The sequence below is a fragment of the Parendozoicomonas sp. 209JJ7-1 genome (assembly GCF_058147085.1).
In genome coordinates this window covers 286664-313059 of sequence record NZ_JBYVJU010000002.1, presented here as the reverse complement: position 1 = coordinate 313059, position 26396 = coordinate 286664, and the positions used below count along the sequence as shown (strand labels likewise).

The 26396-nt window shown below is 47.8% G+C and carries 21 protein-coding genes; 19 read left to right on the top strand and 2 right to left on the bottom strand.

The window, feature by feature from the left end; genetic code table 11:
* Window positions 1-3: 3 nt before the first annotated feature.
* On the bottom strand, window positions 4-2667 hold the full coding sequence (aceE, locus tag ACY2RQ_RS03320; protein WP_490111536.1) for a pyruvate dehydrogenase (acetyl-transferring), homodimeric type: 2664 nt from the start codon (window positions 2665-2667) through the stop codon (window positions 4-6).
* A 285-nt stretch (window positions 2668-2952) separates the two neighbouring features.
* On the opposite strand from aceE, the gene glnE reads away from it, so the two are divergent.
* The 17 genes from glnE to rfbD all read left to right on the top strand — a co-directional run bounded on the left by glnE (window position 2953) and on the right by rfbD (window position 22982).
* Complete coding sequence (gene glnE, locus ACY2RQ_RS03315; RefSeq protein ID WP_490111535.1) at window positions 2953-5892, top strand: bifunctional [glutamate--ammonia ligase]-adenylyl-L-tyrosine phosphorylase/[glutamate--ammonia-ligase] adenylyltransferase; 2940 nt, start codon at window positions 2953-2955, stop codon at window positions 5890-5892.
* A gap of 288 nt (window positions 5893-6180) precedes the next feature.
* A complete protein-coding gene (locus tag ACY2RQ_RS03310; RefSeq protein WP_490111534.1) occupies window positions 6181-7110 on the top strand; it encodes a branched-chain amino acid transaminase in 930 nt (309 codons plus the stop codon).
* 289 nt (window positions 7111-7399) lie between these two features.
* A complete protein-coding gene (gene waaF / locus ACY2RQ_RS03305; RefSeq protein ID WP_490111533.1) occupies window positions 7400-8467 on the top strand; it encodes a lipopolysaccharide heptosyltransferase II in 1068 nt (355 codons plus the stop codon).
* Window positions 8460-9530, top strand: coding sequence for a lipopolysaccharide heptosyltransferase I (gene waaC / locus ACY2RQ_RS03300; RefSeq protein ID WP_490111532.1), 1071 nt, complete (start codon window positions 8460-8462; stop codon window positions 9528-9530). The genes waaF and waaC overlap by 8 nt, the downstream gene beginning before the upstream one ends.
* 17 nt (window positions 9531-9547) lie before the next feature.
* A complete protein-coding gene (locus tag ACY2RQ_RS03295) occupies window positions 9548-10669 on the top strand; it encodes a glycosyltransferase family 4 protein (protein WP_490111531.1) in 1122 nt (373 codons plus the stop codon).
* A 29-nt stretch (window positions 10670-10698) separates the two neighbouring features.
* Window positions 10699-11514 (top strand): lipopolysaccharide core heptose(I) kinase RfaP, encoded by an 816-nt coding sequence (gene rfaP, locus ACY2RQ_RS03290; RefSeq protein WP_490111530.1) that lies wholly within the window; start codon window positions 10699-10701, stop codon window positions 11512-11514.
* A complete protein-coding gene (locus ACY2RQ_RS03285) occupies window positions 11511-12278 on the top strand; it encodes a lipopolysaccharide kinase InaA family protein (protein WP_490111529.1) in 768 nt (255 codons plus the stop codon). The genes rfaP and ACY2RQ_RS03285 overlap by 4 nt, the downstream gene beginning before the upstream one ends.
* Complete coding sequence (locus ACY2RQ_RS03280) at window positions 12275-13729, top strand: lipopolysaccharide kinase InaA family protein (protein ID WP_490111528.1); 1455 nt, start codon at window positions 12275-12277, stop codon at window positions 13727-13729. Before ACY2RQ_RS03285 ends, ACY2RQ_RS03280 begins: the two co-directional genes overlap by 4 nt.
* Before the next feature lie 10 nt (window positions 13730-13739).
* Window positions 13740-15482 (top strand): carbamoyltransferase family protein, encoded by a 1743-nt coding sequence (locus ACY2RQ_RS03275; RefSeq protein WP_490111527.1) that lies wholly within the window; start codon window positions 13740-13742, stop codon window positions 15480-15482.
* The gene (locus tag ACY2RQ_RS03270) at window positions 15475-16395 is read left to right on the top strand and encodes a glycosyltransferase family 2 protein (RefSeq protein WP_490111526.1); all 921 of its coding nucleotides are present in this window, start codon (window positions 15475-15477) and stop codon (window positions 16393-16395) included. The genes ACY2RQ_RS03275 and ACY2RQ_RS03270 overlap by 8 nt, the downstream gene beginning before the upstream one ends.
* On the top strand, window positions 16392-17369 hold the full coding sequence (locus ACY2RQ_RS03265; RefSeq protein ID WP_490111525.1) for a glycosyltransferase family protein: 978 nt from the start codon (window positions 16392-16394) through the stop codon (window positions 17367-17369). Before ACY2RQ_RS03270 ends, ACY2RQ_RS03265 begins: the two co-directional genes overlap by 4 nt.
* A 436-nt stretch (window positions 17370-17805) precedes the next feature.
* On the top strand, window positions 17806-18720 hold the full coding sequence (locus tag ACY2RQ_RS03260; RefSeq protein WP_490111524.1) for an O-antigen ligase family protein: 915 nt from the start codon (window positions 17806-17808) through the stop codon (window positions 18718-18720).
* Window positions 18713-19567, top strand: coding sequence for a glycosyltransferase family 2 protein (locus ACY2RQ_RS03255; RefSeq protein ID WP_490111523.1), 855 nt, complete (start codon window positions 18713-18715; stop codon window positions 19565-19567). Before ACY2RQ_RS03260 ends, ACY2RQ_RS03255 begins: the two co-directional genes overlap by 8 nt.
* A gap of 40 nt (window positions 19568-19607) precedes the next feature.
* On the top strand, window positions 19608-20672 hold the full coding sequence (gene rfbB / locus ACY2RQ_RS03250; RefSeq protein ID WP_490111522.1) for a dTDP-glucose 4,6-dehydratase: 1065 nt from the start codon (window positions 19608-19610) through the stop codon (window positions 20670-20672).
* Window positions 20672-21565, top strand: a complete 894-nt coding sequence (gene rfbA / locus ACY2RQ_RS03245; RefSeq protein ID WP_490111521.1) for a glucose-1-phosphate thymidylyltransferase RfbA — start codon at window positions 20672-20674, stop codon at window positions 21563-21565. Before rfbB ends, rfbA begins: the two co-directional genes overlap by 1 nt.
* A complete protein-coding gene (gene rfbC, locus ACY2RQ_RS03240; RefSeq protein WP_490111520.1) occupies window positions 21565-22095 on the top strand; it encodes a dTDP-4-dehydrorhamnose 3,5-epimerase in 531 nt (176 codons plus the stop codon). Before rfbA ends, rfbC begins: the two co-directional genes overlap by 1 nt.
* A complete protein-coding gene (gene rfbD / locus ACY2RQ_RS03235) occupies window positions 22095-22982 on the top strand; it encodes a dTDP-4-dehydrorhamnose reductase (protein WP_490111519.1) in 888 nt (295 codons plus the stop codon). Before rfbC ends, rfbD begins: the two co-directional genes overlap by 1 nt.
* A gap of 19 nt (window positions 22983-23001) precedes the next feature.
* Here the strand turns inward: rfbD and argH are convergent, their stop codons facing one another.
* Window positions 23002-24351: an argininosuccinate lyase gene (argH, locus tag ACY2RQ_RS03230; protein ID WP_490111518.1), complete on the bottom strand. Its 1350-nt coding sequence runs from the start codon at window positions 24349-24351 to the stop codon at window positions 23002-23004.
* Window positions 24352-24486: 135 nt separating this feature from the next.
* On the opposite strand from argH, the gene ACY2RQ_RS03225 reads away from it, so the two are divergent.
* Together ACY2RQ_RS03225 and ACY2RQ_RS03220 are read left to right on the top strand one after the other, a co-directional pair.
* Window positions 24487-25575 (top strand): sensor histidine kinase, encoded by a 1089-nt coding sequence (locus ACY2RQ_RS03225; RefSeq protein ID WP_490111517.1) that lies wholly within the window; start codon window positions 24487-24489, stop codon window positions 25573-25575.
* A gap of 4 nt (window positions 25576-25579) precedes the next feature.
* On the top strand, window positions 25580-26323 hold the full coding sequence (locus ACY2RQ_RS03220) for a LytR/AlgR family response regulator transcription factor (protein WP_490111516.1): 744 nt from the start codon (window positions 25580-25582) through the stop codon (window positions 26321-26323).
* Window positions 26324-26396: the final 73 nt, after the last annotated feature.

The following is a 26396-nucleotide window of genomic DNA, read 5'->3' as shown; positions in this document are numbered from 1 at the left end:
TGTTCAGCTGTTCAGGGGAGAGACCTTGTCCGGGTCTATGCCAAGTGTCTTGATGGCTTCCGCCAGAACACTCTCTTCCAGCTCCCCGTCTTTCACCAGGCCATGAAGCGCGGCAAAAGCGATTGATTTACGATCCACTTCAAAGAAACGACGCAGATTCTCTCTGGTGTCTGAACGGCCAAAACCATCGGTTCCGAGAGTGACATAAGTACCCGGAACAAAATCCCGAATCTGGTCTGCATACAGCTTCACATAATCTGTTGCGACAATCACCGGTCCTTGGGTTTCACCCAGTTTCTGCTCAACCCAGGAGGTTTTCTGTTCCTTCTCAGGGTTCAGCATATTCCAGCGAGCGGTTTCCAAACCATCCCGACGCAGTTCATTAAAGCTGGTTGCGCTCCAGATATCGGAGGCCACGCCAAACTGCTCCTGAAGAATAGCTGCAGCAGCACGCACTTCCTCAAGTATGGTGCCACTCCCCATCAACTGCACCTTCGGACCGGACTTCTGTTCGCCCTTGTCGAGCAGATACAGCCCTTTAAGAATACCTTCCGCCACATCATCGCCTTCAGGCATGGCGGGCTGAACATAGTTCTCATTCATGGTGGTGATGTAGTAGAAGACGTTTTCCTGCTCGCCATACATACGACGCAGGCCATCTTGAATAATCACCGCCAGTTCATAACCGTAAGTCGGGTCATAGCTGACACAGTTAGGAATCGTACCCGCCATAATATGGCTGTGGCCATCCTGGTGCTGCAGTCCTTCACCATTCAGGGTGGTACGGCCAGATGTCGCGCCAATCATAAAGCCACGGGCCTGAATATCCCCTGATGCCCAGGCCAGGTCACCGGTACGCTGAAATCCGAACATAGAATAGAACGCATAGAACGGAATCATTGGGATATCGTTGTTGCTATAAGACGTTGCAGCAGCAATCCAGGCAGCATGGGCACCGGCTTCATTGATACCCTCTTCCAGAATCTGACCGGTTTTGGATTCCTTGTAGAACATCACCTGGTCAGCATCCTGGGGTTCATACTTCTGACCAACGGCAGAGTAAATACCCAGCTGACGGAACATACCTTCCATACCAAAGGTACGGGCTTCATCAGGAATGATGGGGACAATATGTTTAGCCAGTTTTTTGTCTTTAACCAGCACGCCCAAAATCCGGTTAAACGCCATAGTGGTGGAAATCTTACGCTCACCACTGCCTTTCAATACCGCATCAAAAGCTGAAAGTTCAGGAATCGGAAGCTCTACACTGGTCTTCGGGCGGCGCTGGGGAATAAAGCCACCCAGTTTTTCCCGGCGACGACGCATGTAAATCATTTCCGGGCTGTCGGCATCGGGCTTGTAGTAGGGCAGGTTTTCCAGCTCATCATCTTTGATAGGCAGGTCGAAACGGTCACGGAAGTGCCTGAGGTCTTCAATAGGCAGCTTCTTCACACTGTGGGTGATGTTCGCCGCTTCAGCAGTTGCTCCGGTTCCATAACCTTTCACGGTTTTCGCCAGAATAACCGTAGGCTGGCCTTTATGATGAACAGCCTCATGGTAAGCGGCATAAACCTTGTAAGGATCGTGACCACCCCGGTTAAGACGCCAGATATCATCATCTGACATATTCTCAACCATCTTCAGGGTTTCCGGATAACGTCCGAAGAAGTTTTCGCGAGTCCAGGCTCCGCCCTTGTTCTTGCAGTTCTGGTAATCACCATCAACAGCTTCATCCATCAGCTGCTGGAGAATACCATCTTTGTCCTGGGCAAACAGAAGGTCCCAGTGACGGCCCCAGGTGACTTTAATAACGTTCCAGCCAGCCCCACGGAAAACACCTTCCAGTTCCTGCATGATCTTGCCGTTACCACGGACAGGACCATCCAGACGCTGCAGGTTACAGTTCACCACAAACACCAGATTATCGAGATGCTCCCGACCCGCCAGGGAGATAGCTCCCAGGGACTCGGGCTCATCCATCTCACCGTCACCCAGAAAGGCCCAGACCTTACGGCCCTGCTCAGGCATCATGTCCCGATTAATCAGGTATTTCATAAAGTGGGCCTGGTAAATCGCCTGCAGCGGTCCCAATCCCATGGAAACCGTGGGGAACTGCCAGAAGTCAGGCATCAGCCAGGGATGGGGATAAGAAGAAAGCCCTTTACCATCTACTTCAGACCGGAAGTTATCCATCTGATCTTCATTCAGGCGGCCTTCCAGAAATGCCCGGGAATAAATACCGGGGGCCACATGGCCCTGGTAATAAACCAGATCACCATCCCGGTCATTGTCAGGGCCGTGGAAGAAATAGTTGTAGCCAATATCGTAAAGGGTGGCACTGGAAGCAAAGGAAGAAATATGGCCTCCCAGATCACCACCGCGCTTGCTGGCTCGCATAACCATGGCCAGAGCGTTCCACCGCACCAGCGAACGGATGCGACGCTCCATAAACAGGTCACCCGGCATACGGGCTTCTTTGGAGGACGGAATGGTATTTCTATAGGGTGTGGTAATGGCATAGGGCAGTTGGGTGCCCTTGCGGCTGGCTCTGCGGGCAAGCCGGGTCAGAAGATAATGAACCCGCTCCTCCCCTTCTTTTTCCAGTACGGATTCAAGAGCGTCTAGCCACTCCTGGGTTTCACCTGGATCGGAATCGTGCTGCTGCATGTTTAGCCCCCGGAACTGAACGAGATCAGTATAGGTAGAGGTTTAGTACGCGAGTACCGAAAAACTGCAAAATCAGAAACCGGATAACCCGCCTTAATATCTGTAATTTTGCTACACAAAATATCGTTTTTTCAACAAGAAACTCAACTTATTTCGTAGTTTTTCTACAAAAAGGTGAATTAATCGTTCTTTATTGATAGCAATAACACAAAATTTCCCAAGTGCGAGAACCGCGCCCTCCCTTTCCGGTACACTGGCCACAATCACAACACCCAGGCTGAGGGCATGATGACGGTCGCAACACCAGACACCATTCTGCAACTCCAACAGCAACGCCTGCAGGCATTTCAGGAACAGCTGACGTCCGACCAGATCGAGGACTTCCAGAAAGTAGATCCACAAATCCACGCCCACCTTCAGCACTGCTGGACAGGCAGCGAATATGTCTGGGATATCTGCCAGAAATCCCCCGATATCATCCTCTCCCTAATAAATAGCGGCTCCCTGTATAAATGCCTTGAGCCAAATGCCATGCATAAAGAGCTGTCCGGGTTGATGAAAGACTGCGAATCAGAAGAGCGGCTTATGAGCCTTCTGCGCAGATTCCGTCAGCGCCATCAGGCGCGTATTATTTTCCGTGACCTCAACCGCCTGACTGCCATGGATGAAACAACTGATGACGTTTCCTCCATGGCAGACTGCTGTATAGACCTTGCCTGCGGCTGGCTTTACCTGGAAACCTGCCAGCAACTCGGCACCCCCTGGGGAGCCGAAACCGGCGAAGAACCTACTCCACAGCATATGACGATTCTGGGTATGGGCAAGCTCGGCGCACGGGAACTCAACCTCTCTTCCGATATTGACTTGATCTTCTGTTACCCGAGCAAAGGGGAAACTCAAGGCCACCGTCGTGTGCTGACCAATCAGGAGTTTTTCACCCGTCTCGGACAGAAACTGATTAGGGCTCTCGATACTAATACAGCAGAAGGTTTTGTCTTCCGGGTTGATATGCGTCTGCGCCCTTATGGCCAGAGTGGTGCGCTGGCTCTCAGTTATGCGGCCATGGAACAGTACTACCAGGACCAGGGCCGGGACTGGGAACGCTACGCCATGATCAAGGCCCGCTGTATAAGCGGCGACAAAGCCGCTGGCCAGCAGTTAATGGAAATGCTTCGGCCCTTTGTTTATCGGCGTTATATCGATTTTGGTGCAATCACCGCACTGCGGGATATGAAGCGAATGATTCAAAGGGAAGTGACCCGTCGCAGTTTGCATAACAACATCAAACTCGGACCCGGTGGTATTCGGGAGATCGAATTTATTATCCAGAGTTTCCAGCTTATTCATGGAGGTCGCGACAGAAGCCTGCAGGAACGTCCGTTACTTCAGGTTCTTAACAGCCTTGAAGGTCTTGGATACCTGCCCCCTGCCGTTTGCAAAGATCTTCGTGAAGCTAATGAATTCCTCCGCAATGTTGAGCATGGCCTGCAGGCCTGGGCAGACAAACAGACCCAGACCCTGCCTGCCAGCACAGACGAACAGAGCCGCCTTGCATGGATCATGGACTTTGCTGACTGGGACAGCTTCTATAGCCAGCTCGAGTTCCACCGTAACCGTGTCTCCAACCACTTCGCAGCCATAGTTGCGGAGACTGAAGAACCCGGCGTAGAGGAACATAATCCTACCGATGACTGGCATGAATTCTGGTCGGCCCAGCTGGATAAAGAAGAAGAAATAAACCTGCTGGATCGCCTGGGCTTTGAGTCTCCCAAAGATATCCATCATCGCCTGGTCACGTTGCGGGATGGTAAAGTTCTGAAAACTGTTCGTCGCCAGAGTGCTGAACGTATCGAACAGTTCATGCCCCGACTGATCAAAGTCGTTCTTCGGCAGATTAATCCGGATCAGGCCCTGTTCCGGCTTCTCACTATTGTCGAGTCTGTAATGAGAAGAACGGCTTACCTTGTTCTGCTTTTGGAGAATCCCGGTGCTCTTGAGCATCTCGTATCCCTGTGTGCCGCCAGCCCCTGGATTACGGAACAAATTGCCAGACACCCGGCACTGCTGGATGAGTTCCTCAACCTTGCCAACCTTTACGCACCGCCGGAAAAACACCAACTGGAGGATGAACTGCGGCAACAACTTGCCCATATTCCCGAGGAAGATCTGGAAACCCAGATGGAGTCCCTGCGTTATTTCCGCATGGCCCATATGCTGCGTGTGGCCGCCGCCTCTGTGACGGACAAGATGCCCCTGATGAAAGAGAGCGATTACCTGACCTGGACAGCGGAAACTATTCTGCATGCGGTACTGGATCTTGCCCGCCATCAACTGGTTATCCGCCATGGGGAACCCGGCACCGGTGAAGATGACCCGGCACCCGGATTCCTGATTGTCGGCTATGGCAAACTGGGCGGCATAGAAATGGGTCCGGGTTCTGACCTTGATCTTGTGTTTATCCACAACGGTAAGGCCAACAAGATGACCGCTGGGGAGCGGGCGCTGGAAAACAGCATGTTCTTTACCCGCATGGGCCAGCGCATTGTCCATATGCTCAGCACCAGCACAGTGTCCGGGCAACTTTACGAAGTGGATATGAGACTGCGGCCATCCGGGAACTCCGGATTGCTGGTATCGTCCCTGAAAGCCTTTGAAAAATACCAGAATAAAGAAGCCTGGACCTGGGAACATCAGGCACTGGTGCGGGCCAGATGTGTAGCGGGTGATCCTGAACTGGCCAAAAAGTTTGACACCATGCGCACCAGTATTTTGGCCCAGCCCCGGAATATTCCCAAGCTTCGGGAAGAAGTCAGAAACATGCGCTATAAAATGGCAGCAAGTCTGGGTACCAGGAAGACCAAGAGCGGGACGCTTCCCTCAGCCTGGAAGAGAAACAGCGCCTATAACATTAAACACGACCACGGCGGCATAGTCTGCATTGAGTTTATGGTACAGTTTGCGGTTCTGGCCTGGTCCTGCAAACATCCGGCCCTGACCCGCTGGACAGATAACATTCGCATACTCGCGGAACTTGAGCATGTCGGGCTGCTGTCTGCCGACACAGTCCAGGTGTTAAACCAGGCCTATCAGGCCTATCGGAAAACACTGCATCGTCATGCTCTGCAAAAAATGTCTTCCCAGGTAAGTGGAGATAAACTCCATCACCACCGCCAGGGTGTTATTCAGATATGGAACGAGCTAATGGGAGACAACATAGCCTGTTAAGAACCGCAATTTTATGGTGCAATAGGCATGCGTCTCGGTCACAAACCGCGGAGCTCTGCCGGTGTTTTTCCTAAAAGGCAGTATTTGCCCGTCCAATTCACGGCACAGGCAACCGGCAGACTACCTGCAATGCTATTGCAGTTAACAACGAAAATAGGCAACGCGGAGAAGGCCATCACCCCAAGTGTCGAAAAATAACGGCAGCAGGAACGGCTTTCAAACAACAGGCTAACGGGATTTATCCGTTTCAGAACAAAGGCTACAAAGAAAGAACTGACAGGAGCACCTATGTCCTTCGCCGATCGCGATGGCGTTATCTGGTTTGATGGCGAACTGATTCCCTGGCGCGAAGCCAAAACCCACGTCCTGACCCATACCCTTCACTATGGCATGGGTGTCTTTGAAGGTGTGCGTGCCTATAACACCGACCGTGGGCCCTGCATTTTCCGCTTGCAGGAACATACTGACCGTCTGTTCCACAGTGCCCATATTCTGGGCATGGATATTCCTTTTACAAAAGAACAGATTATTAAAGCCCAGCAACAGGTGGTAAGAGAAAACAACCTGTCTGAAGCCTATCTTCGCCCTATGTGCTTTTATGGTTCCGAGGGCATGGGCCTGCGGGCAGAAAACCTGAAAGTCCACTGCATCGTTGCGGCCTGGGAGTGGCCTTCCTATATGTCCCCGGAAGCCAAAGAGCAGGGCATTAAAATCCGTACGTCCTCTTACACACGTCACCACGTTAATATAACCATGTGTAAGGCCAAGGCAAACGGCAACTACATGAACTCCATGCTGGCTCTGAAAGAAGCGCTGGACAGCGGTTGTGAAGAAGCTCTTCTGCTGGACGACGAAGGTTATGTTGCAGAAGGCAGTGGCGAGAACATCTTTATCGTCAAGAAAGACGGCATTATCTATACCCCGGAACTGACCTCCTGCCTGGAAGGCATTACCCGGGATACAATTATCCGTTTTGCCCGGAGTCTGGGTTTGGAGGTTCGGGAGAAACGCATCACCCGTGATGAAGTGTATGTTGCCGAAGAAGCTTTCTTCACCGGCACAGCGGCGGAGGTTCTGCCTATCCGCATCCATGACGGACGGGTTATTGGCTCAGGCAAACGCGGTCCCATCACTGAGAAATTGCAGACAATGTATTTCGACCAGGTTACGGGAAAGCGGGAAGAATACCCCGAATGGCTGGCCCAGGTAGGGCCATAACGTAAAAAAATAACGGTTTTTACCAAAACAGGCTCGGGATATAACCTGTATCAGCAGTACAACAGGGCCGCCCTAATCCGGAAAAGAGGCGTATAATGATCGCCTCTTTTTTACCTCCGGCTTTAGCCTGACAGCGTGTAAATTGCACTCATGCTGCGGCAAAGCCTTCTCCCGTGAGCCGGGGCGAGCTATTGATGCCCGCTTCCCTGGCGGGCGGTAGCGTACCTGAACATATAAAAGAAGCGACTGTAACCAGCCAGGCAACCTGCCCGGGCTGTTAAGGAGATATGTGAAGTACCTGATTGTCGGCCCGTCCTGGGTTGGGGATATGGTGATGGCCCAGACGTTGTTCACCACATTGAAACAGTTTGACTCTGAAGCCATTATTGATGTTCTGGCACCGGCTTGGAGCGCTCCTCTGCTTGAGCGCATGCCAGAAGTACGAAAGGGCATTGCTATGCCCTTAGGGCACGGCAAGCTGGAACTGGGTCTGCGCAGGAAACTTGGCAAATCCCTGATCCCGGAAAAATACGATCAGGCTATAGTGCTGCCCAACTCTCTTAAATCCGCTCTGGTTCCATTCTGGGCCGATATTCCCAAACGTACCGGCTGGAAAGGGGAGATGCGCTATGGGCTGCTGAACGATATCCGTAACCTGGATAAAGAACGCTACCCGCTGATGATTGAACGTTTTATCGCGCTCGCGTACCCCAAAGGACAAAACCTGCCGGAAACATTGCCCAGCCCGGATCTTGAGGCTGATGCTGAAAACAGGAACGCTGCCCGAAACAAATTCCAACAGCACAACCAGAAACCTGTTTTGGCTCTCTGCCCTGGTGCCGAATTTGGTCCAGCCAAACGTTGGCCAGAAGAACACTATGCCGCTGTCGCCGAACAGAAATTATCAGAAGGCTGGCAGGTATGGCTGTTTGGCTCGGAAAAAGACAAACCGGGTAATGCTGATATTATTTCCCGGCTGTCCAAACAGCACTCCGATGACGTTTATAACCTGGCAGGCTCTACCAGTCTGGCAGAAGCTATTGACCTGCTGTCCTGTGCAGAGGCTGTAGTCAGCAATGATTCCGGGTTAATGCATATTGCTGCGGCCCTGAATCGCAATCTGGTGGTGGTTTACGGTTCTACCTCTCCAGGGTTTACACCACCTTTAAGCAAGAACCACAGGATTCTCCGGCTCGGCCTGGATTGCAGCCCCTGCTTTAAACGGGAGTGTCCCCTTGGGCACCTGAACTGCTTGAAGCAGTTGGAGCCTGAACTTGCACTTAAAGCACTTTCCGAATTATCCGGTCAACCTGTAACACTTCATCAACCCAGAGAAGGAGAACAGGTTGGTGAGTGAACAAACTGAAAACAGCATGCGAGTTCTGGTGGTAAAAACCAGCTCCCTTGGGGATGTGATTCATACCCTGCCGGCCATCACAGATGCTGCCGAAGCCATCCCCGGTATTCGCTTTGACTGGGTTGTGGAAGAAGGTTTTGCAGAAATACCCACCTGGCATCCTGCAGTTGACCGGGTTATTCCGGTGGCCATCCGCCGCTGGCGTAAAAACCTTCTGCAAACCTGGAAATATAGTGAATGGAAGGTGTTCCGCAGGCTGGTAAAGTCCAGACAATATGATCTTGTTATTGATGCGCAGGGTCTTTTGAAGAGCGCACTCTTAACCCGCGGGCTGAATGCTCCGGTTTACGGCCTGGACAAAGATTCCGCAAAAGAGCCGCTGGCAGCAAAGTTCTATTCTCATCCACAAGCTGTTGCCAAAGGGCAGCACGCTGTCGAAAGAGTACGACAACTGTTTGCCAAGGCCCTTGGATATCCCTGCCCACAAGAAAAAGGCCGCTTCCAGTTAAAAGCAGATTCTTTCAGGGATATTTCAAAGCAACGCCCCGAAAAGCCCTATGTAATGTTTATTCACGGCACAACCCGTGAAGACAAACACTGGCCGGACTCTTACTGGTGCGAGTTGGCGAAAAAAGCGTCAGCTGCCGACTACATCGTTTGCCTGCCCTGGCATGGAGAGCAGGAGAAAAAGCGCGCTGAGCTGATTGCTTCCCACAACCCGGAAACCGTTATTCTGCCCAGGATGTCCCTGAAAGGGGTCGCCACAATTATTGCCGGAGCAGACAAAGTTATCTCCGTGGATACCGGCCTTGGCCACCTGACCGCTGCCCTGGAAATTCCGGCGGTCTCACTTTACGGTCCCACAAGTCCGCTTCTGATCGGAGCCTATGGTGCCGAACAGAAACACCTGACCCTGAATGATTGCGCTTCAGCCGAAAAAACCGAAAACCCAGACACACATATTCAACCGGCAATTTTTGCACCTATGACACCGGATTGTGTCTGGCAGGCAGTAGAGGGACTCAAGCCGGCAAATATTGCTGAAACACCAGCAAATAATTAAAAAACAAGCACCGATTGATGCACCTTGCTTTTATCCTTTATAAGTATTTTCCCTTTGGAGGGCTGCAGCGCGATTTCCTGCGCATAGCACAGGCCTGCCAGCAGCGGGGCCACCAAATCACTGTTTACACCATGGACTGGGAAGGGGAGTGCCCGGATTCATTCACAGTTCATACCTGTAAGCCCCGTACCCTGACAGCGCCAAGCCGTAATATTAAGTTCCACAACTGGGTACAGCAGCAACTCACCCAGTCGCCTGTTGATAAAGTTATTGGCTTTAACAAAATGCCCGGGCTGGATATTTACTACGCGGCCGATACCTGCTTTGAGCACAAAGCCCGAAACCTGCGGGGAGGGTGGTATAAATTTTCACGTCGTTACCGTCATTTCTCAGCTAATGAACAGGCTGTGTTTGGTTCGGATTCAAAAACCGTTTCTCTGTTAATTTCCGCCAACGAAGGAAAGTCTTTCCAAAGGTACTACGGCACTCCGGATAACAGGCTTCATCTTCTGCCACCGGGCATATCCAGAGACCGTCGGCGTGCAAACAACGCTGACTCTATTCGGAAAGAGTTTCGCAAAGAGTTTTCACTGAGCGACGATGACAACCTGATTCTTATGGTCGGTTCCGGCTTTAAAACCAAAGGTGTTGACCGTGCTTTACAAGGGCTGAAAGGACTCCCCAAAGAGCTTCACAATAAAACCAGACTGTTTATTATCGGACAGGATGACCCCAGGCTGTTTCAGACCCAGGCCAAAACATTGGGCATTTTCGATAGGGTGACCTTCTTTGCGGGACGGGACGATATTCCCCGTTTTCTGGTTGGCGCAGACCTTCTGCTGCACCCTGCCTATAACGAAAACACAGGGACAGTTCTTCTGGAGGCTCTGGTGGCAGGCTTACCTGTGTTATGTACGGATGTTTGTGGTTATGCCCACTATGTCACCGATGCCCGGGCCGGAGATATTATAGCTTCACCCTTCAGCCAGAATGACATGAACCGCCAGTTGGCTGATATGTTAAATGCCGACTCACAACAGAAGAGCCAGTGGCAGGCTAATGCCCTCGCCTTTGCTGACAGCGCAGATATATACAGCATGCCTGAGCGTGCGGCTGACATCATAGAAGCAAGACCATAAACAGCCATAAACAGGGAGCTCTGATACACGTGCTGTATCTCCGAGAGGACTTTCAGACTGCCTGGAAAGGCACAGATCCTTTTATAAAAGTCGAGCAGCTGCAGGGGGAAATCTTCCGGCAGCTGGAAGCTCGCAAAACCCTGCGCTTCAAACAGGAAGGGAAAAGCTACTTCATCAAGATTCACCGGGGCGTTGGCTGGTTTGAGATTATCGAAAACCTTGTTCGCTTTCGTTTACCGGTACTCGGCGCAGAAAACGAATGGAAGGCAATAAAAAAACTGGAAAGCATCGGCGTGGAAACCATGAGCACCGTCGCCTATGGCCAGAAAGGCTGCAACCCTGCCAAACAGCAGTCCTTTATTGTGACTGAAGACCTGGTAAACACCATCAGCCTCGAAGACTTATGTGCTGAATGGCCCAAAAATCCGCCCTCTTTCCGACTGAAGAAGAATCTTATTGAGGAACTGGGCAACGTCAGTCGTCTGCTGCATACCAACGGCGTAAACCACCGGGATTACTACATCTGCCACTTCCTTCTGGCAATTCCCAACGGTGTTGAAAATATAGACCCGGATAACCTTAAGGTTTCCCTGATCGATCTGCACCGCTCCCAGATTCGCGATAAAACTCCAAAGCGCTGGATTCGTAAAGATATTGCCGGCCTTTATTTCTCCGCACTGAATATCGGGTTAACCCAAAGGGACAAGCTTCGGTTTATCAAAGCCTATACCGGACAACCGTTAAGGCAGGCCCTGAAAGACCACAAAAAAATGTGGAAAAGGCTGGAAGCTAAAGCCGCCAAACTCTACAGCCGTTTTGTGCGCAAAGGAGAGGCCATTTCATGAGCTTGCTCCGAAAAGTGCGCTGGACCATCAACGTAAAGTACCGGAACTCAGCGGTTGAAGAGGCTTTCTCCAACCTGGATAAAGTTCTGGCTATTCCGGTCCCGGAACGCCCGGTGACCTGCGACTCGGAAAGTGTTGTTTTTCGGCATGTAATTGATGACACGACCTATTACGTTAAACGTTTCGGTTCTACCAAAGGTCTGAGAAGCTGGCTCGGGTTCAGCCGCCTGCGGGGGGAATGGAACAACTTGAAAATGTTTGCCAAACTTGATCTTCCCACGGCTCAACTGGTTGCTTACGGCGAAGAACGCTTTCTTACCCGGGCAGGACAGGGTGCTCTTATTACCAAGGAACTGCCAAATACCCGGGACCTTGCGGATCTGGCTGATAAAAAGCACGAATGCTTCAAGAACCCTGAATGGGTCCGGCAGGTTTCTGATCAGGTTGCAAATGCCGCACGTCGCATGCATGACCACCGTTTCGCCCACAACGATTTCAAATGGCGTAATGTTCTGGTGAACAATGACCAGGAGAATCCTCAGATTTACCTGATCGACTGCCCGGCCGGACAACGGTGGTTTGGCCCTTTCCTTCGATATCGAATTATCAAAGATCTGGCCTGTCTGGATAAAATGGGTAAATACCACCTGAGCCGAACCCAAAGGCTGCGCTTTTTCAAACGCTATAAAAATATCAGCCGTTTGACGGACAATGATAAAGAGATGATCCGTCGTATTGTTGTTTTCTTTAAGGGCCGCGAATGACTGCAGGTCAGCTTTTCTTCATTAATATTGATGACCTTCCCGGCCTGACAACAGCGCCCGTAGCACCCTGCCAGCTGGATTTTCCCGCCGGGCAGCTTATATGCACCGAGGTTCTTCGGTTTTTGCCCGGAAAGCGCCTTGTATTTAAGGCCAGCTATAACGATAAAACGGTTATAGCCAAGTGTTTCTTCGGCCCGCAGGCCCAGAGGGACCAGCAAAGGGAACTGAATGGCATTTATGGTTTCCAAAAAGCGAATGTTCAAACGCCAGTACTGATTGAGCATTTTTCCAGCCCATCTTTCAGCCTGGTGCTAACGGAATACCTGGAAGATTCAGAAAGTTTTGAAAACATCTGGAGTGGAGAGCTAACAGATGAAAAACGCAGACACTGGCTGAAAAATATTGCTGGAATCATCGCCTCCATGCACAAAGAGGGTGTTTATCAGAAGGATATCCATCTTGATAATTTCCTCGTGAAAGATGGCCAGTTATATTTGATTGATGGTGGAGCCTGCGAGCAAAAATTGACTCTCAATGCCCAGACGGCCATAAAGAATCTGGCGCTGTTTCAGGCAGTGCTGTTCCCAATTTACGATCGCTTTACTCCTGATCTTTGGCAAACATATACGGCCTGTGCCCCACAGTTTACCCAGGAAACAAATAAAGCCACATTCTCCCGGGAAGTACAGAAGCAACGGAAATGGCGGGAACGTTTTATTCAAAAGTCCCTGCGTAACTGTACACGCTTCAGGGTAGAAAAAAGCTGGCGTCGGTTTGCGGCTTTTGACAAGCAAACGGATTCCCCCGCTTTGCGACATTTTCTGGATAATCCGGAGCCTTTAATAGAAGCGGGCACAATCCTGAAACGGGGGCGCACCAATACAGTTGCCATTGTCACTTTAAGTGATGGGAAACAGGTATTTATCAAGCGCTACAAAAGCAGGAAAGGCATCCTGCACAAATACCTTCGCTGCCTGATGCCATCCCGGGCCAGAATCAGCTGGCTGAACGGCCATTTGCTGGAGATGCTGGGTATTAATACTCCCCGTCCTCTGGCTATGATGGAAAAACGTTTCGGTCCGATTACAACCTGCAGCTACCTTGTAAACAGCTATGAACCAGCGCCCCATGCCCTGGAATGGTTTTCCCAAACTCCTCTGCCGAACAACAGCCAGCAGGTTGCCGAGTCCATAGGGGATATGCTGTACAAGCTGAAGCGCGCGCTTGTTTGCCATGGAGATATGAAAGCCACTAATATTCTGCTGGTTGATGGTGTTCCCACATTAATTGATCTGGATGCAATGATATCCTATAAGAGCCCATCCAGATTTGAACAGGCACATCAGACAGACCTGAAGCGGTTTGCTAAAAACTGGCTGGATATTACTCCAGCCAAAAAAATTTTTTCTCCAATTATTACCCAATTAAATACCGATCGGGATTCAGAGTAAGGAACCATCCATGATCATTCTTGGTGTATCTGGCGCTATTGGCCATGACCCATCCGCAGCCCTGTATATTGATGGAAAGCTGGTTGCCGCAGTTGAAGAAGAACGACTGATTCGCGATAAACACGCTAAAGGCAAAATGCCGGTAGAGTCCACACGGTTTGTAATGCAGCAGGCCGGGATTAAACCTGCCGATGTTGATATTGTTGCCGTTCCCATGGCGCCCATCAGCCTCTCTTCCGGTGCCCGCTGGCACTACGCCAAGCGTTACTGGTATGCCCCCGATCGCTCCCTGGATGCCCTGTTTAACGGCAACCGCCGTTACAAGCGTTATGTCGGCCAGATCCGTAATATGCTGGAAGGATTGGGCTTCACCTGGGGTGATTTTGAATTTGAACCCGTTGAGCACCACTTGGCCCACGCATCCAGTACCTATCATCTGAGCGGTTTTAAAGAGAAAACCGCCATTATGGGTGTTGATGGCAAGGGCGAATACGCTACCACCTTCTTTGGTTATGGCGAAAACGGCAAGATTCACAAAATCAAAGAGTTCTACGATCCCGATTCACTTGGTGGGCTTTACGGCGCCATCACCGAATACCTCGGCTTCGATATGCTGGACGGTGAATACAAGGTTATGGGCATGGCACCCTATGGTGACCCCAATAAATACGACCTTAGCCGCCTGATCGACTTTGATGGTAAAGACTTCAAGGTAAACACCAAGCTGACAAACGTTGTCGGCCTGCGCCGTTACAAGGAAAAGGGTAAAGGTTTCTACTTTACCCCTGAGCTAGTGAAGTGGCTTGGCCCCCGTCGCAAAGGCGATATGGCTGACGACCCGTACATTCACTACGCAGCCTCTATTCAGGCGCTGTATGAGAAAGTCACTCTCGGCCTGATGGATCACTACCTGGGCGATATCATCAAAGAAACTGGAAAAATTGCCTTCTCTGGTGGTGGCGCTCTGAACGTAAAACTGAACCAGAAGATTGTTGCCCGCCCCGAAGTGAAGGAGCTGTTCGTGCAGCCCGCTTCCGGCGATGCCGGTACAGCTATCGGCGCAGCCTCCTATGTTTCAGTGATGCGAGGCAAAAAAGTTGAAAAGATGGAGCATGTTTATCTCGGCCCCTCTTTCACCAACGAGCAGGTTATTGAAGCCTGTGAGAAGCACGCTGACAAACCCAAGTTCAGGAAAATCAGTGATGTTCCTCAGAACATTGCCAGGATTCTCCACGAAGGAAACCCTGTGGCCTGGTTCCAGGGCCGTATGGAATTTGGTCCCCGCGCCCTGGGAGGACGAAGCATCGTAGGCTGCCCCAACCACCCGGGCATTGCTGATCGTATCAACGAACAGATCAAGTTCCGCGAGCGCTGGCGTCCTTTTTGCCCCAGCATGCTGGAGCGTACCGCCAAAGAAATGTTCAAGGTTGATCACCCCGCTCCCTACATGACCTTCACTTTTGAAGTGAATGAAGAGTGGAAAACACGGGTACCGGAAGTTGTTCACGAAGACGGCACTTCCCGTGCTCAGGCCCTCAAGCCCGGCATGAACGACCGCTACTACGCCCTTATGGAAGAGATGGAGAAACTCACTGGCAATGGTGTAGTGCTGAATACATCCCTGAACCGTCGTGGCGAGCCTGTTGTGTGCACGCCTACTGATGCCCTGAATATGTTCTTTGGTTCTGATCTTCAGTACTTGATTATGGAAGATATTCTGGTTGTGAAGGGGGATTTTCCGGAGTATGTCTGAACCTTTGCTTTTTAGTATAGTCATTCCGGCTTACAACTATGCGAGCACCCTACCCAGGGCGCTCGCTTCAGCCATTAATCAGCCTGGAGATGATTATGAAGTTCTAGTGATTAATGATGGGTCTACGGATAATACTGAAGAACTTCTGATACAGCTAAATCAACGTTTCCCCGAACGTTTCAGGTACATTAATCAGAAAAATCGAGGACTTGCTGCCACACGAAATAAAGGCATTGATGAAACAAGTGGGGATTTCCTAATCTTTCTGGACTCAGATGATGAATTCATGCCATCTGCCTTAGATCACTTTCGCTACGCTATTAGAGAGACTCCAGATACAAGGATGATAATCGGAGGTCATATTTCGGTTGATAGCAACCTGAAAGAGAAACACCGGGCACCTGGATTTCTACCTGACACGGCCGAGAAAAGGTTTTGTGCCTACCTTTTAGATAAAACTTTAACCATCTCTAATGGTGCGACTGCCATCCACAGGGAAGCGTTTAAGAGATACCGGTATCCAAAAAACTTTAGAAACTCGGAAGATATCTCTGTATTTACTCATATACTTGCAAGATATAAAACATCTATCACAGAGCAAGCCATCAACAAGATCCATAAGCATGATGATAGTCTCAGGCACAATACACAATACGCAAAAAACGTCGAAACCAGAATAGTTGATGAAATATTTAGCCATTCAGCTCTACCGAAAACCCTGAAAAAATATAAAAAAGACTATATGTCACTGAGATTACTATCCCTGTCGCGTTCACACTATTTATCAGGCGAGTATATCGAGACAAGAAAATACTATAAGCAGGCAGTCAATATAAAGCCGAGAAACATATTAAAGTGGTCTTACACAAGAAAATTCATATTAACTTTTCTTAAACACTGCGAGAAAAAATGAACTTCAAGAGAAGAAAAATACTTGTTCTCTGCTCCAAGGAAAGGCTCCCTAACATTGACTTAGTGTATAAAGAGCTCTCAAAGCAGCATGATGTAACCCTGATAAAAGTAACATCAAAAGAACAGAAAAACCTAAGGAAAATTTTTGCAAAGCAAAACCACTCTACATTTGACATTATATTAATAGACCTTTTTTTCAAGAGAATACACAACCAAACAAGACATCTTGGTTGTTACAAGAATCTGGCAATGCTTGAAATAGACGCTTGTCAGGATCGAATAAAAGAGTCTAAATGGCATGGAAAATTTACAGATTTCTATCAGAAACTGAAAAAACCACACCTAATTCTATCCGGCATAATAACAACGAAAAATTTCTCCGGCGATGGTTATAATGCCGTATATTTACAGAAAGGATATGATGAAAAATCAATATACCCTGTCAAAGAAGATAGGAGTATTGAGCTTGGCTTTATCGGGCGTTACAAAAGTAACACCTACTCTAAGAGAAAGGATCTCTTAGAATACTTGATAGAAAACGAAGGCTTGAAGGCTCTTAGAACCAGTTCTATTAAAGAGTATAGAGAAACCCTAAGTAAAATAAAATACTTCATCAGTGCAGACGTCGGACTAAATGAGTACATGGCCAAGAACTATGAAGCTATGGCTTGCGGCTGCGTCCTAATTGCATATAGACAAGGAAGGGGAGAGGAAGAGGGACAAGGGTTATGCGACATGGAAAATGTTGTACTGTATAGCAATAAAGAAGAACTCATCAAGAAAATAAACATTCTCCGTTCCAATCCCACTTTGACTGGAAACATTGCAAAAGAGGGACAAAAGCTTGCAAACAAAAACCACAAATTCAAGTCAATAGGGGATAAACTTTGCAATATAATCAATTCTATTCCAGAGACAGAGTACCGAGCCTCGCCTTTTGAAAAAATAGCTGTTCGAATTAGAACATATATTTAAATCTACGCATTTTCAGTAATTGCTCAGAATCCGTAGGCAAGTCAACCCACAGACATCAATGTTTTGGGTATTCAAATCGAGTATAATCGTAGCCCATGAAACCGCCCAAAACCTCAGCGCTTGAGACAGAAGCGTTACATCTAAAGCGTATAAATTAGAATTTATTATATATTAAAAAATGCCTCAAGAAAATCAGTTAACTTTATTAGACCATGTCTTATTCTTTGGACTTCTCTATGCTTTATCTGGCGTATTTTTTATGCCAAGCATAAATTCATACAAGACATTCTTCTATATTCTGGTTCTGCTGCCATCGCTCGTACATATACTCTTATACCGAGAAAAGCTCCTACACTTCATCACCCAGCCAGCAGTATTATTGTTATCAACCTACTTTATCATACAGGTCATATCGCTCTCATGGTCAGACTCAGACATGTCCACAGGGCATCTATTAAAACGCGCCATATTCATAATCATTTACATCTACCTTAATATAATTCTGTTTCAAAAATCCAAAACCCTCACCATCAAATTCTACAAACTTGCAACATTACTCTGTTCAATCTCAGCACTTTATCACTTAACATCAATGTACATTGATGGAACTTTGTTCTCCAGTTATCGATTTGGGTATGAGCCATACAATAACGACATACTTTACAATCCTCTACCTGTCAGTTTCACTTACGGATTTTTCTTTACCTTCATTATCAGCCGCACGATAACTGAAAAACACATTTCCCTCTTAGATGTGACTCAGGCTACATTAATACTCATTCTTATTTTGCAAACGCAGTCACGAACCCCTCTATTGGCAATCGCAATTTCACTATTAACAGTAGGATTATATAACTGGAATAAATACACAAAAATAGCTTACGGAGCATTTGCAGCGACCATATTAGGTATTTTTATCATTCATCCGAGCACCATTTTGGAGAGGGGAACTTCTTTTCGCTTAGATATTTGGAAAGAAAGCTTCCTCAAAGTATTAGAAAATCCATTGTTAGGCTACGGATTCGATAGCACCATAATCATTAGCGTACCCCCACTTGAGCTCTATGATACTCATAATCTATTTTTGCAGGTAGCATATTTTTCTGGAGCCTTAGGGCTATCTGCATTTCTATTATTCTGCTCATATATATACTATAAATCTTTTAGATTAAGACATATAAAAGAGATAACAATTGCGATAGCCTTGGTTACATTTAGCCTCTCATGCAGTCTGACGGAGGGCTCATCAATGCTATCAAGACCTGGTCTTTCATGGTTTAAGTTCTGGTTTCCTCTCGCATTACTAATCGCTTGCATAGCTCCCCCTCTTTCCAAAGATAAACATGAATAAAGAACCCCTTGTCACCGTTGCAGTATCTTCTTACAACCATGGTCCTTACATTGGTGACTGCATAAACAGCATTCTAAATCAGACCTACAAGAATATTGAACTCTTAGTTATTGACGACGGATCAAGTGATAATTCTCCCTCATTGCTAAGACCTCTTGCAGATAAATTCTCCTTTTCTTTCCAAGAAAAAGAGAACGGAGGACTTCCTAGCAACCTCAATCACATGTTGGAAAAGAGTCAAGGGAAGTATTTCATCCCCTTTGGCTCTGATGACATAATGTTTGATGATAGGGTGCAAAAACAAGTAACCACCATGGAGGCAGATCCATCTATTGCATTGCTAGGTGGTAACATAATAACAATAGATGAGAAGAATACGCCATCAAAAAAGAACAAGGTTAGAGAGGCAGGCTTTATATCTTTTGAAGATATATTCCTGGGCAAAAGGAGCGGAATACCTGCACCCACAATGATATTCCGGAGTGATATCTTACGCAAGCACGATGGATTTAATACAACCATCAAGCTCGAAGATTTATATATAGCATTACTGCTAACATCTAAAGGAGAGAGAGCTTTTATAAGTGATGACACAGTTGCATACTATCGTGTTCATTCTCAAAATACATATAAGAACCTTAGCTTCATGTCTAAGGCGATATTGGATACCATCGACCAGTTCAAATCACACCCTCTACATAAAGAGTCTCGTGCTCTCAATGTAAGATCCCTGCTATATAAATCAGCCACATCAGACAAAGCCACATTCAAAAAACTTCTAACAGAACTACCTTTTGAGTATTACAACTTAAAAGTCATTAAGAGTATCTTAAAATCGCTTATGTGAAAACATAAGTATCAAGACTTCAAAAAAGCAAGCTCACAAAATGAAGATTCTTATTACAGGTGGATATGGATTCGTTGGCAGCGCTGTCGTCCGCCACATACTGACTCACACCTCACATACTGTTATCAATGTTGATGCTTTAACATATGCAGGCAACCCCAACTCTGTATCTCAAAGTTTGAAAGAAAAAAACTATTTCTTTGAGAAAGAAAACATCAACAACTTTGAGACAATGCACTCCATCTTCAGGAAACATTATCCTGATTTAGTTATGCATTTGGCTGCCGAGTCACATGTCGATAGATCTATTGATAGCCCCGCTAAATTTATTGAAACCAATTTAATTGGTACTTTTAATCTACTTGAGGCTAGTAAACAGCATTACCAAAGTCTTTCACCTGAAGGGAAAGAGAAGTTCAAGTTTCACCACATCTCAACCGATGAAGTTTTTGGTGATCTTCACGGTACAGATGATTTATTTAAAGAAGAGACTCCATATAATCCCAGCAGCCCTTACTCTGCCTCAAAAGCAGGGTCAGACCATTTAGTCAGAGCGTGGAATAGGACATACGGTCTTCCAACAGTCGTTACCAACTGCTCGAATAATTATGGGCCTTATCATTTTCCAGAGAAGCTAATCCCACATATCATAATTAGTGCATTAAAGGGCCAACCTCTTCCTGTATATGGTGATGGCAGCCAGATTCGGGACTGGCTCTATGTCGATGATCATGCACAAGCTTTGTATACGGTTCTCACGACCGGTGTTGAAGGGAACACTTACAACATAGGTGGACATAACGAGAAGAAGAACATTGATGTTGTACTCAATATTTGCGCTCTTCTTGAAGAGTTAGCTCCCAATAAGCCTGCCGGTATAACCAACTATCGAGACCTGATCCATTTTGTACCGGATAGGCCCGGCCATGACGTACGATACGCTATTGATTCCTCGAAGATCTCTCGAGAACTCGACTGGCGTCCAAAAGAAACTTTTGAGACTGGGCTGAGAAAAACAGTTCTATGGTTTTTGAACAATAAAAACTGGTGGGAAGGTATTCTATCAGGCGATTACAAATTAGATCGCTTGGGGGAGAACAGCTAATGTCAAACCCCGAAAGAACAACCAAAGGCATCATTTTAGCTGGGGGATCGGGATCCCGCCTACACCCAATTACATTAGGTGTATCGAAGCAGTTACTGCCCGTCTATGACAAGCCCATGATTTACTACCCTCTCTCGGTTCTGATGCTGGCCGAGATTAGGGATATACTTATTATTTCCACCCCCAGAGACTTACCTTTTTTTAAAGCACTGCTTGGAGATGGTAGCCAGTTTGGTATGTCCCTATCTTATGCTGAGCAACCGCAACCAGAAGGTCTAGCCCAGGCATTTCTAATTGGCGAAAAATTCATTGGCCAAGACAATGTATGTTTAATACTGGGAGACAATATTTTCTACGGTCAGCATTTCTCCTCTCAGTTACTTGAGGCTAAGAATCGTTCTCAAGGTGCCACTATTTTTGGCTATCACGTGAGTGATCCAGAGCGATTTGGAGTCGTTTCATTTGACGAAAGCGGTAAAGCCACTGGCATTGAGGAAAAGCCCGTTCAGCCTAAATCAAGCTACGCTGTAACTGGTCTGTATTTCTATGACAATAAGGTTATTGATATTGCCAAGAGAATTACACCATCTCCACGTGGCGAACTGGAAATTACAGATGTCAATCAGCAGTACCTAAAGTCAGACAACCTTCACGTCACACTTTTGGGTAGGGGGTTCGCCTGGCTTGATACTGGAACTCATGACAGTCTGCTAGAAGCAGGCCAGTTTGTTCAAACCGTTGAAAAACGCCAGAGCTTTAAAGTTGCAGCCCTAGAAGAAATAGCCTTTAACCAAAACTGGATTACTCCTTCTGAGCTCGAAAAGTCCGCCACAAGCATGAACAAAACTGATTACGGACAATACTTGCTCAGACTACTGAAGGAAACTCACTAATGAAGGTTGTTACAACAAGTATTCCTGACCTGCTAATAATTGAGCCCAGTGTTTTTGGTGATGATCGCGGCTTCTTTCTCGAAACATTTCAGGCTAAGCGTTATGAGGAAATCGGTATTCCCTCGACTTTTGTTCAAGATAATCACTCACGATCCACCAAAGATGTCCTAAGAGGACTGCATTTTCAAACTAAACATCCACAAGGCAAGCTTGTAAGAGTTGTCCGAGGAGAGGTCTTTGATGTCGCTGTCGATGTAAGGCCTTCATCGCCAACTCTTGGCAAATGGGATTCCGTCATTCTCTCTGAAAACAATAAGAGGCAATTCTGGGTTCCCCCGGGGTTTGCTCATGGTTTTGTTGTATTGTCAGAGTCTGCAGACTTTGAGTACAAATGCACTGACTACTACCATCCTGAGTACGAGGCTTCAATAATGTGGAATGATCCGGACATCTCAATAGACTGGCCAGTTCAAGAACCAATCCTCTCAGATAAAGACGCCAAAGCACTCCCATTTAAAGAGCTATTTTGATGAACGTACTTCTTACTGGTTCTAGTGGTCAGCTTGGCTCCTGTATCATGGAGAGAGCCAACGGAAGTTCTTTCTCAATAATCGCAACGGATCGAAATAGCCTGGATATTTCTGATCAGAAAGCCATCTCTAATTTTTTCACCTTACATAAGCCCACACTTGTTATTAACACAGCAGCATATACTGCTGTGGACAAAGCTGAAGATGATCAAACTAACGCTGACAGGGTAAATCGGCTTGGCCCCAAGTATTTAGCGCAAGCCTGTCACTCTTCTGGTATCCCCTTAATACACATTTCTACCGATTACGTTTTTGATGGTACAGCCACAGTCCCTTATGGCGTAAGGGATAAGTGCAGCCCCAAAAGCGTTTATGGCAGAACAAAATATGAAGGCGAGCGTGAAGTTCTAGGGCAATCTCAAAAGCACTATATAATTAGAACATCCTGGGTTTTCAGCGAGCATGGCACAAATTTCGTGAAGAGTATTCTGCACCTCGCTTCAGAACGAGATTCCCTTGCAATTGTTGCTGATCAGTATGGCTGCCCAACTTATGCTGGAGACTTGGCTGATGCTATATTATCTTTGGCTGATGCAATAACCTCAGAAGAGGCTGTACCAGACTTCGGTATTTACCACTTCTCTGGCTCTGACATTACCAGCTGGCATGGATTTTCTAGAGCCATTATTGACCAAGCACATAAAATTAACATGCTAGAGAAAAAGCCCCGGCTGAAAGCGATATCTACTGCAGAGTACCCTACTAAGGCCCCTCGTCCGGAGTACTCTGTTTTGGATTGCGAAAGCTATCCGCCAGGAAACTATCAACGAAACTGGCAGACGAGCTTGGGTTTTGTGCTCAAGAAACTAGCTGCCCGCCAAAACTGAGCAGACAGCCCGGCATCAATCAAGTTTCCCCAGCCCCCCCAACATGCCCTCGCGCCTGAATACACCCCTCAAGTGAAAGCGCATCCTGAACCCCATTCTCAATAACTCCGGAGAACTGCTGCAGTTCTTCCAGTGACATTTCAGAGAGGTCTTTCCCGGTGTTCAGGCCATAAGCCACGGCCTTACCCACAATCTCATGGGCTTCCCGGAAGGGAACGCCCTTTTTCACCAGGTAGTCGGCAAGGTCAGTGGCGGTGGCGAAGCCTTTCTTTGTCGCAGCTCTCATATTTTCCGGCTTGGATTTGATATGGGGTACCATATCAGCAAAAGCACGGAGGCAGTCTTTCACTGTATCAACAGCATCAAACAGCGGCTCTTTGTCTTCCTGGTTATCCTTGTTGTAGGCGAGGGGCTGTCCTTTCATTAGGGTAAGCAGGCTCATTAAATGGCCATTTACCCGACCTGTCTTTCCTCTTACCAGCTCAGGCACATCCGGGTTTTTCTTCTGGGGCATAATGGATGACCCCGTGCAGAAACGATCCGGCATTTCGATAAAATCAAACTGCTGGGATGTCCACAGCACCAGCTCTTCAGACATTCTGGAAAGGTGGGTCAGAATCAATGCGCTGGCCGAACAGAACTCAATGGCGAAATCACGGTCACTCACAGAGTCCAGTGAATTCGCTGTCGGGCCATCAAAGCCGAGTTCTTGAGCGGTAAAGTGTCTGTCGATAGGGAAGGTGGTTCCCGCCAGGGCTGCAGAGCCTAACGGACACAGGTTCATACGTTTCTTACAGTCTTCCATGCGACTGTAATCCCTTACCAGCATTTCTCTCCAGGCTCTCAGATGATGGCCGAAGGTAATTGGCTGTGCCACCTGCAGGTGAGTAAAACCAGGCATAATGGTTTTATTCTCTTTCCCGGAGAGTTCAGTCAGGCCGTCCTGAAGTCTCTGCAACTCCCCCAGAATGTTATCAATTTCATCCCTCAGCCAGAGACGAATATCCGTTGCCACCTGATCATTTCTTGAACGTCCGGTGTGCAGTTTTTTGCCGGCAATACCAATCTTGTCGGTGAGCCTTGCTTCGATATTCATATGAATATCTTCCAGGGCTACGCTCCATTCAAACTCTCCCTGCTCAATCTCCTCCCTGATTTCCTGCAGGCCAGTCAAAATACTGGTCAGCTCTTCTTCAGTCAGAATTCCAGCCTTGTTCAGCATCTTTGCATGGGCTTCCGAACCCATAATGTCGTGATGATACAGACGCTTGTCGAAATCAATTGATGCGGTAAACCGTGCGACAAACTCATCAACCGGTTCGCTGAAACGTCCACCCCATTGCTGATTGGATTTCTTCTGGTCTGTCATCGTAAATACTGGCTCTGTTATTCTGCTTGGATTACGAAATTTGCCGCATTATACCTTGCCCGGCATTCCTTCGCCTGCCGATAAACGGTATAACAGGTATATAAATCCTAATAATCATGAGTTGCTCTTTTGCCCATGAATCTGACAGGCAACGAAGCAGATCGTTTTTTTCTTCCAAATTTCTGCTCATCCCGGGCGGTTTTTCTGCTAGTTCTTGTCGCTGAACTTTTTGTTCTTGTACTTGTACTCGCCTGGACCGGTTCCGGCACTCTTGACTGGAACAAGCTCGCCCTTACATCCCTGTTTGTACAGTGGATTGTGCTCTCTTCCGCCGGCCTTATCTGTGCCTTACGCCCCTTTCTTGCTCAAGCCGGAACGCCCGTTATCGCAATTGTTGGGTTCTCAGTGTGTTTGCTTATCACCACACTCTTCACCCTGATTGCCGGCTACCTGCTGGATACACTATCGCCAGTTAGTCAGTCATTATTTCAGCCTGTGAATTTCTGGCAGGAACAGAGCGGACAGCTGCTGCGGAACAATGTTATTGCCCTGATTATCTGCACCATTATGTTCCGTTACTTCTACCTGCAAAAAGAGCTATCACGGCAGCAGCAGGCGGAACTCAATGCCCGTATCCAGTCCCTGCAATCCCGTATTCAGCCGCATTTTCTTTTTAACAGCATGAATACCATTGCCAGCCTCATTTCCACACGTCCGGTTCTGGCGGAACAGGTGGTGGAGGATTTGTCCGACCTGTTTCGGGCCAGTCTTGATAAAGCCAGCATTCTTGTATCCGTTGAAGAAGAGATTGCGCTTGCACGGCAATATCTCAATATTGAATCACTGCGGTTTGGCTCTCGGCTTTCAGTGAACTGGTCTGCAACAGAGTCCCCCGATGATGCACTCCTGCCTCGACTTTGCCTGCAACCTGTTCTTGAAAACGCCATAACCCATGGCATACAGCCCGACCCTGACGGCGGTATTATTGATATCCGGGTACATCATGACCAAGCGTCTCTGTATTTGATTGTGCGCAACACACTTCCCGAGGAAAATATCAGCAAGAAAAAACCTGGAAACGAGCTGGCACTAAGAAATATCGCAGACCGTTTACAGGCCATTTATGGCGAAAAAGGCCATCTGCAAACCGGAGTTATTCGAGCGGAAGATCGCGACTGGTTTGAAACCCGGATTATCTGCCCCTTGAACAATAAGAAAACGTAACGCTATGAAGGTACTGATCTGCGATGATGAACCGCTGGCCCGGGAACGTTTGCGGGTTATGCTTGAACGTATTGAAGGGGTGCAGCCTGTCGCGGAAGAAGCCTCCAGCGGCCCCCAGGCTCTGGAACAGATAGAACGTTTCTCTCCAGATATTGTTTTGCTGGACATCCATATGCCCGGTATGAACGGCCTGACCTGTGCCCGGAAAATTGCAGAGATGGAAACACCACCAGCCGTTATCTTCTGCACTGCTTACGATCAACACGCTCTTGATGCCTTCAAAGCCCGGGCCGCAGATTACCTTCTCAAACCTGTTCGCCAGGAACAGCTGGCCAGCACTCTGATAAAGGCCCAACGCTTAACCCGTTCACAGTTAACAGCCCTCGATAATCGCCAGAAAAATACGGCAAAAGAGAGCCATATCACAGCAAAAACCCGCAAGGGTATTGAACTGATTCCTGTGGATGACATCACCCTTTTCCATGCGGATCATAAGTACGTCACGGTGATGTACAGTAAGGGAGAAGTGTTAATTGATGAATCCCTGAAAAGCCTGCAGGACAGACTGGGCGAAAGCTTTGTTCGCATTCACAGGAACGCTCTTGTTGCCCACAAATCTATAGAAAGTCTTTCAAAAAATGCACAGGGATTCTACGAACTGCATATCCGGGGCAAAGAAGCGCCGATGACCGTCAGCAGACGTCATGTTTCTTCCGTTAAACGCCTGCTTAACTCTTTACACCAATAACTGAACACCAATAACTGGTTGCATCAATGATAAAAATTCTGAATCCCCTATTCCTCCATGTAAGTCAACGCTG

Coding starts and splice junctions, on each gene's coding strand:
- ACY2RQ_RS03260 (WP_490111524.1), top strand. CDS start 17,806: ATGTCCACAGGGCATCTATTAAAACGCGCCATATTCATAATCATTTAC.
- ACY2RQ_RS03285 (WP_490111529.1), top strand. CDS start 11,511: ATGAGCTTGCTCCGAAAAGTGCGCTGGACCATCAACGTAAAGTACCGG.
- argH (WP_490111518.1), bottom strand. CDS start 24,351: ATGACAGACCAGAAGAAATCCAATCAGCAATGGGGTGGACGTTTCAGC.
- ACY2RQ_RS03280 (WP_490111528.1), top strand. CDS start 12,275: ATGACTGCAGGTCAGCTTTTCTTCATTAATATTGATGACCTTCCCGGC.
- rfbA (WP_490111521.1), top strand. CDS start 20,672: ATGTCAAACCCCGAAAGAACAACCAAAGGCATCATTTTAGCTGGGGGA.
- ACY2RQ_RS03225 (WP_490111517.1), top strand. CDS start 24,487: ATGAATCTGACAGGCAACGAAGCAGATCGTTTTTTTCTTCCAAATTTC.
- rfbC (WP_490111520.1), top strand. CDS start 21,565: ATGAAGGTTGTTACAACAAGTATTCCTGACCTGCTAATAATTGAGCCC.
- ACY2RQ_RS03275 (WP_490111527.1), top strand. CDS start 13,740: ATGATCATTCTTGGTGTATCTGGCGCTATTGGCCATGACCCATCCGCA.
- ACY2RQ_RS03310 (WP_490111534.1), top strand. CDS start 6,181: ATGTCCTTCGCCGATCGCGATGGCGTTATCTGGTTTGATGGCGAACTG.
- ACY2RQ_RS03295 (WP_490111531.1), top strand. CDS start 9,548: ATGCACCTTGCTTTTATCCTTTATAAGTATTTTCCCTTTGGAGGGCTG.
- ACY2RQ_RS03265 (WP_490111525.1), top strand. CDS start 16,392: ATGAACTTCAAGAGAAGAAAAATACTTGTTCTCTGCTCCAAGGAAAGG.
- ACY2RQ_RS03220 (WP_490111516.1), top strand. CDS start 25,580: ATGAAGGTACTGATCTGCGATGATGAACCGCTGGCCCGGGAACGTTTG.
- rfbB (WP_490111522.1), top strand. CDS start 19,608: ATGAAGATTCTTATTACAGGTGGATATGGATTCGTTGGCAGCGCTGTC.
- glnE (WP_490111535.1), top strand. CDS start 2,953: ATGATGACGGTCGCAACACCAGACACCATTCTGCAACTCCAACAGCAA.
- ACY2RQ_RS03255 (WP_490111523.1), top strand. CDS start 18,713: ATGAATAAAGAACCCCTTGTCACCGTTGCAGTATCTTCTTACAACCAT.
- ACY2RQ_RS03270 (WP_490111526.1), top strand. CDS start 15,475: ATGTCTGAACCTTTGCTTTTTAGTATAGTCATTCCGGCTTACAACTAT.
- rfbD (WP_490111519.1), top strand. CDS start 22,095: ATGAACGTACTTCTTACTGGTTCTAGTGGTCAGCTTGGCTCCTGTATC.
- aceE (WP_490111536.1), bottom strand. CDS start 2,667: ATGCAGCAGCACGATTCCGATCCAGGTGAAACCCAGGAGTGGCTAGAC.